6 protein-coding genes are annotated in these 7,120 nt (G+C 57.3%); 1 reads left to right on the plus strand and 5 read right to left on the minus strand.

Annotated elements, in window-relative coordinates; translation table 11 throughout:
* The first annotated feature begins 198 nt into the window (after positions 1 to 198).
* Positions 199 to 627 (plus strand): hypothetical protein, encoded by a 429-nt coding sequence (locus tag ACP7E0_RS23975; protein ID WP_426128428.1) that lies wholly within the window; start codon positions 199 to 201, stop codon positions 625 to 627.
* A gap of 57 nt (positions 628 to 684) precedes the next feature.
* On the opposite strand, the gene ACP7E0_RS23980 is transcribed toward ACP7E0_RS23975, so the two are convergent.
* From ACP7E0_RS23980 to ACP7E0_RS24000, 5 genes are all read right to left on the minus strand, one after another.
* Complete coding sequence (locus tag ACP7E0_RS23980; RefSeq protein ID WP_426128430.1) at positions 685 to 2,484, minus strand: ABC transporter ATP-binding protein; 1,800 nt, start codon at positions 2,482 to 2,484, stop codon at positions 685 to 687.
* 13 nt (positions 2,485 to 2,497) lie between these two features.
* A complete protein-coding gene (locus tag ACP7E0_RS23985; protein WP_426128431.1) occupies positions 2,498 to 3,517 on the minus strand; it encodes a glycosyltransferase family 2 protein in 1,020 nt (339 codons plus the stop codon).
* Between the two features lies 1 nt (position 3,518).
* Positions 3,519 to 4,619 (minus strand): glycosyltransferase family 2 protein, encoded by a 1,101-nt coding sequence (locus ACP7E0_RS23990; RefSeq protein ID WP_426128433.1) that lies wholly within the window; start codon positions 4,617 to 4,619, stop codon positions 3,519 to 3,521.
* A 17-nt stretch (positions 4,620 to 4,636) separates the two neighbouring features.
* On the minus strand, positions 4,637 to 5,836 hold the full coding sequence (locus ACP7E0_RS23995; RefSeq protein WP_426128454.1) for an acyltransferase family protein: 1,200 nt from the start codon (positions 5,834 to 5,836) through the stop codon (positions 4,637 to 4,639).
* A gap of 210 nt (positions 5,837 to 6,046) precedes the next feature.
* Complete coding sequence (locus ACP7E0_RS24000) at positions 6,047 to 6,721, minus strand: hypothetical protein (protein WP_426128434.1); 675 nt, start codon at positions 6,719 to 6,721, stop codon at positions 6,047 to 6,049.
* Between the last annotated feature and the right edge of the window lie 399 nt (positions 6,722 to 7,120).

Consider the following 7,120-nt stretch of genomic DNA (forward strand, 5'->3'; position numbering starts at 1 on the left):
TCGAAGACGGCTGCATATCCGCCAGGTCATCGCTTATGAGACTGCAATATCCGCTGGCACTTTCGCGTCAGCCGGACCCGGAGCACCGCCGAGCTCGACCCCTGGACTAATGTCACCGCGTACGTACGACCAAAGACTGAGGCGCGCGGGTTGGATATCGGCCAATATACCCCCGAATGGCAAAACCCGGAGCAAGTCATGCTGATGAAAGCCGATCCGACCTGGTGTCTCTTCCTCGAGCGCATCCATCCAACGTCCCTCGACGAGGAGTTTACTGCGATCGAATTCGAATTGGCTTTTGCCATCAACATCCGGGCAGCCCTGCGGCTGGTGGAAGCCACGCCTGCCTGTCGCCGTTTTGCCGATGTCGCGATAAGCAACGCGGTCAAATATAGCTGTTTATGCTACAGCAAGAGAGGCACCGGGGTTCTGGCCGATGCCCAACGCGCAATCGACGAGGCATTGTGGCGCTTCATAACGGAGCTGGGGAGTTGTAAACTGAAGGCGAAGGCCAACCCGGAACGCACCTCTGTCTACTCGACCCAGATAACCGATCGCCGGCATGCAAAGCCTGCGATTTTGCGACCGAGAAGCCATATCGCCGTCAGACCGGGTGAACAGTTCTGAAATCTAAGGACGCCCGGTCGCCCCGCCACAAAGCCTGCATCCCTTAACTGCAACACATTAGCGTATAGCAAGGCTAGTTTCGTTCTTTTCGTGCTCGTAGAGCTGATCCATGCTCAGGGAGGCGACTTCGGCAAAAGGAGCCTGGTTCGCTACGCGGCCTTCGCCGAGAATGACGACGTCGTCGCAGAAAGAGATCGTGCTACGGTGGTGGCTGATCACGATGGTCGTGCGGCGACCGGCCCTTGATCTGAGGGTCTCGACGATGGCTGCTTCCGACAGGCCATCCATGGCGTTTGTCGCCTCGTCGAGAATAAGGATCTCGGGATCCCGCACCAGTGCTCTTGCCAACGCTATCCGCTGGCGCTGCCCCGCCGATAGACTGGCCCCACGGTAGCCGACGATGGTTTCGTACCCTTGGGGCAGTTTTTCGATAAATTCGTGTGCCTCGGCAAGGCTGGCAGCACGCGTTGCGTCGGCGATCGAGGCGCTCTCGCCATAAGTGATATTTTCAAAAATGGTCCCATCCACCAGTTCGAGATCCTGGCTGGCAAGGGCAATCTGGCGCCGCCACTGCGTGGGGTTGATTCTGTCCAGCGGTAGCCCATCAACGAGAATATGTCCCTGATCGGGCTCACCAAATCGACACAACAGATTGACGATCGTCGTTTTCCCGGTACCTGACCGACCGATGATCGCGGTCGAGCAACCCTTGCGGATTTCAAACGTGGCGGCACGCAGCACGACCGGTCGCTCGCCTGAGCCGGGATATTTGAAGGTTACGTTGTCGAATTTGATCTGTTGATGCAAGCCGCGCGCCGGTTCGTCGCCTGCCGGCGGCGGCGGTTTGTCGGAAGAATCCAGCAGCCATCTGACCTCTTCCAAGGAACCGCTCCAACCCTGCATTTGGCTCCACGCCAGCTGCAGGGCACGCATGTGCGGCTGCAACCGGTAGAGCAGGACGACAAAAGCCACAATGACGGGAAAGCTCACGCCCAGAAGCCATGCGCTCACGACCGCCGCCAGGAAAAGCGCCGAGTGCAGCACTTCGGTCAGCGGCGGCAGAGCGCCCTGCCTGGTCTGAAGGACGAACCCCGCCTTTCGTACTGCATCAGATGCGGCATCAAAGCCGGCCTTTTCCCGCGGTTCCTGCCCGAACACACGGATCAGCCGTCCGGCGTGGACGAGGTGAAGCATCCTGGCGGCAAGTTCGCTGTTGAGCGATGTGACAGTGCGGCTCGGGGCTTTAAGGCTCGCCGACAAAATGACGTGTGCGAGCTGGACGAGCACAAGGCCAAGCGCGACGCACAACGCCATTTGCCATGAAAGAAGCAGCAGAAAGCCGAGCAGAATGACGGCAGCCGATGCATTCACGGTTGCCGTAAGGACAGTTTGTATCGCGTCCGACGTTCGCCAGGACTCGTTGGAGATTATATTCAGCAACCTCCCGGGACTCTGTTGCAGGAAAAATGAATAGCCAATCCGCAAAAACTGATCTGCAAGTGCGCTTCGTATGGCATGGCTGGCTTTGCCATAGATAAAGTTCGTGAGGATGGTATTCGCAAATGCCAGGATGTTCTTCAGCGTAATCAAGGCCAGGACGGCAATGGAGATCACCATCAACCGTTCTCCGTCATCGAAGCCCGATCCAACCTGCTCGAAGATGGCAGAAAGTCCGCCTGCGCCCGCTTTGTCCTGTTGGCCGGCGATAATGCTAAGCATTGGAATAATGAGACCAATACCTGCGCCCTCAAGCACCGCGCTACACAGCCCCAGAACAACGACGGCCGCAAGCAGGCGCCAGTGTCGACCCTCCAATGTGCGGCGCAGGACCTGAAAGCCCGGAAGGAATTTCAACATGACCGATGTTACCTCAGCGAACGAGTTGTCTGTTTGACCGTGTCATTTCGGGGGGCTGCGCCCGTCTGGTTATGGCAAGGCGTGCAAACTTGGCGGCGCCAAGCACATTCATGAATACGATCGGCCAGTGGGACAGCAAAACCTCGGGATCGAACCGAGGACCGCCCACCAGTTCTCGGCAAGCAGATCTGGTGGTCCAGCAAAAATGGCGAAGCAGCCAAGGAGCCTTAAGGAGGTGTTTCAAACAAAGCGCTCCATTCCCAAGGCTGTAACTTCGGTGAAGCCTTTCGATCGCCTTGCGGGTGCTGCGGCCATGATAGTGGCGGACTGTCATGTCGGGAACATATTCAATCGGAATACCGAGTTGGAAAGCCCGCACCAGGTAATCGGTGTCCTCAGCCGATTGCAGTGGGCTGCCGGCTCCGAGCCGTTCGTCGAAATAGCCGACCAGGAACGCAACGTCACGGTGCATTGTCATATTGCAACCCAATATGAAGCCGCCAGGATGGATATCGGGGGTAAATCGTGCGGGCGTGGGCGACCGCTTGATCGTGAACGGCAGATCACGTGGGCTGCCGAGTTCAACACGGCCGCCCCGAATGGTACGGCGCTCGCCGCTGGCATAGTGCTGCTCCAGATCCTTCAGGTAGCGCTTGTCAATTTCACAATCGTCATCGATGAAAATCAGAATCCGGCCGCGCGACCGCTCGATACCTGCATTGCGGGCGGCGGCCAAGCCGGGGCGCCGCTCGGTCACGATCGTCATCGGAATAGTCGAGGTTGCGGCGATCTGGATCAGCCGTCGAGCCGTATTATCTGTTGAGGCATTATCAACCACCACGAGTTCGCTTGTCATTGAAGCATGGGACCGACAGGCCGCTTCGATCGACCTGATGCAAGCGTCGAGAGCGCCCGCCCGATTGCGTGTGCAGTCGATGAAGCTTGCCAGTGGTTCGCGCCTGTTCACGGCCGAAGTTTCCGTGACAATCAGGTTCAAACGCTCTCGCACGTTTTCGGGAGATTGCGCCGCCATTCTAGACAATACCTTGATGTGACAACACCGTCTTGGCGGGGACGGACTGCAAGTACCGCGCCAGCGCATCAACTCGCCTGGACGCCTCAAGTGAGATGCGACTGCACCACGGCGCGTAAGCGCCGGTACGCAGGCCGTAGCGCTCGCGCCGTCTGATCATGCCCCATTTCCCGGTCCGAGAAAGATAATCGTGCGTCAGTTGCGGCCGTTCTTCATCGCTGATGAGTTGGTAGAGGAAATAGAAGAAGCACAGAACGCCGTCCTCGTAGCTGGAGGACATCGCCGGGCGAGAGGCGACTTTTTCCTCGAGAGACAGGATGCACTCGGCAGCGCGCCGCACCGTGCTCGGCGTCACGGCGACACCGATGTCGTTGAGGGCGTCCGGATCATCCAAGAAAGATTCCCGCTTGAGGTTTTCGGTGACGATCCTTAAATGGGTTCGCCGCATCTGTCGTTTATGCTTGTTTGTGACGCTGTTGCCGTGGATGCGGTAGGCAACCAGGCTCTCATCGATCATGGCAGCGGGAAAACGACCGGTAATCCGCCTGAACAGATCGAAATCTTCCGCATGCACATAGCTTGCGTCATACGCGAGCATGTCCTCCGGTATGACGTTCCTGTTGTACATCACCGTCGAGTGCATGAAGATGGTGAAGAACATCGACAATATGTGCCAATTTCCGGACTGATAGATCGAATTGGGTGTACCCCGGATCATTCTATCCCCAATGAGCCTATCGACGCCGGTACCGCTCACTGCAATGTCAGGCTGCATCTTAAACAATGAAACCTGGCGTGAAAAACGCGTAGGGTAGCAAATGTCGTCCGCGTCCATCCTGGCCACGAGATCGCCCTTGGCGATGGCCAAACCCTCGTTCAAGGTCGCGATCAGACCGCGGTTCTCCCGCGACACAATGGAGATGCGATTATCGATTTCCTGATACCGACGCAGAATCTCCAACGAGCCATCGGTCGAGCCATCGTCGATTGCTACGACCTCCAGGCGATCGTGATCCTGACGCAGAATGCTTTCCAGCGCGGCAGCAAGATAAGGTTCGCCATTGTAGACAGGCAATAGGACGGAGACCAATTGAACGGACATGGTTTCAGCTCGCGTGTTTATTGAACATCAGAGGTTTGGAAAGCGCTGTCGCGGCCAGGATTATCGCGCGCCTGGATAGTGGAGCGGTGGCCCCTTCTGCCGTCAACCCGATAATCGGGATCGCCTGCTTGTGCGAAGGATGCAGCAGGGCTGTCGTTTCTCGGTGCGATATAAGGAAAGTGGCGCTTGAGCAAATTGAGCCGCTTTTCGAAGACCGACCAGGAAATCGCGGCAAGTATCAACGTGGCAGCACCGGCGACCAAAAACCGGCCAGGACCCTGCTCAGAAACATTGACAGGAATCCAGGGTTGAGCCTTGACGACTACGGAGAGAACGATCGGGTGGAAGAGGTAGACACCATAGCTTATGCGGCCCAGTGCAGTTAGCGGGGGAAGTTGAAGCAGCCGGCCGACATATCCTCCAAGCCCCACAGCACAACAGCCGACAAGCATCGTCAGCGGCACCAGGGGAAGAACCTCGATGCCGATCCAGGTTGCCCACTCAAATGCGGGCGTCATCGGCGCCAATTTCAGCCACAACAGAACGACAAAGGCAGCAGCAAGCGGCGCCCAGCTCAGCATCAACCATTTCGGCCAGGCCGGCGTTCTGGCGCGGTAAACAGCCAGGAGTGCGCCGGATACAAGGGCGTCCATCGACGCGAAAGGGATGAGATCACGCATGAGAGTGGGCGCCCCGGTTACGGGCCAGCACAAGCGGTATGCCAACGAACATGCGATGACGGCGATGCAAATCCGCTCAATCGAGCGGCGTGGCGCAAACAGGATCACCAGAGGCCAGGCGACATAGAACTGTTCCTCTATGCTCAGGCTCCAGGTGTGACACAGAACCCAGGGGTTCCACTCATTTTGCAGCGCATACCAGAAGTTCGACAGATAGAGAGCGTGCCATGGCAGGTTACCTCTGGCCCCTTCAAGATTGACAATCCAGACGAAAGCCAACATGGCGAAATACGGGGGGAATATGCGCAGCGCGCGGCGCGCATAGAATGATTTCAATGCAGTGGATGGCTCGTAACGATCTGCGTGACGCGCGTCCAGAAGAACCCGCGTTATCAGAAATCCGCTGAGCACGAAGAACAGCCGCACGCCGAGGTGCCCCCATGGAGATCCGTCGTCGGCAAAAAAATGGGCATATAACACCATCGTGACGGCAATGGCCCGAAGGCCATCCAACTGCCGGTCGCGTGTATTCGGCATATGCACCTCTCGGCGATCAGTCTTGATCAGGCGTTCTCCTCGATAGTGCCACTCCCCAGTGCCGCTCTTGCCGCCCATTGTATTTTCCGTTTTCCGTTTTCCGCGTTCCTGGAGACAGGTGAAGCGTTTAGGTCGACCCTGAGACTTTATGGAGAATTCGGCCGAACTTTGTCCAGCAGCACGTTGATCAGCGTTTGGTCACATAAGCATCTAGTCCGTCGTGTCCAGAGTGTCTGACGTCGGGTCCGGAAGTGTGTCGCGGATTTGATCGATTTTGCCGAACTCAGGCCCGACGCCAAGGATATCCTTGGCCCTATCCAGAGTGTCGTCGGTTACAACACCTTCCTTCGTGAAGCTCGCGAGCGCGTCGCGCAATGCCTCATCGCTTAGGTTCGGATCAGTCGGAATGACGTCCGTGCCATTCTCAGCTTCGAACTCCGCATAGGCGATTGCATAGGCTGAAACCGCCGCCATGCGAGGATCATTCGAGTTTAGATATGCGCGATAGTTGCGGTTGAGCGAGTTTATTCCGGCAGTGTTAGAGCGAGCCGCCTTCAGGTTTGCCGTCTTTGTCGTTTTTTCCGCCCTGATTGCATTGTCGGATTTTTTCCCGAATGTGAAAAACGACTTCAGCGTCGGAGTGCGGGCGGTGCGGTCAGCCTTTCCTTTTTTATCTGAGCGGGCGTCACCCGATTTACCGTGGTCGGAGCTCGCGCTACTGCCGCGGCCTCCACCGCTGCCGTTGCCACGTCCGCCTCCGCCGCCGTTACCGTTGCCATCTTTTGCGTAGGCTACTCCTGTCACGCCGAATGTGCCGATTGACGCTGGGGCCAGCGCAATGGTCAACGCGACGATGCTACGGCCGATTATTTTCGTGATAGACATAAGTCTCTCCATTCAACTTTCGCGAGCCATTCTGGAAGGACGGGTCACCTTCAGTGTAAGACTAGTTGGTGCGGGGGATCGCTTCTACCGGCCCCAGACCATTACTGTTGTGTCTAGGACCTAGGTCTGGTCGATTTTCCGCCAAAGGTCCGACACGCATCCGAAGGAAAAGGCGCGCCACTGACCATCCACCGGTCACCGGTGCCGCATATGTCCTCCTCGGATAGCCACAATGCTTCGGCTACATCACCGGCGAAGTGGTGGCAGTCATCGAAGGTTACTGAACGGCATTGTCAACCATCGTCAGGATGGTCTGATAAAGCTCTTCTTCGGCCTGTCCGACCGTCATGTCGTCCGATCGCAATAGCAGTAGGAGAGGGATCCGAGCGCGTTGCCCAG

The organism is Pararhizobium sp. PWRC1-1, assembly GCF_049897905.1.
In the GTDB taxonomy this organism is placed as follows: domain Bacteria; phylum Pseudomonadota; class Alphaproteobacteria; order Rhizobiales; family Rhizobiaceae; genus Pararhizobium.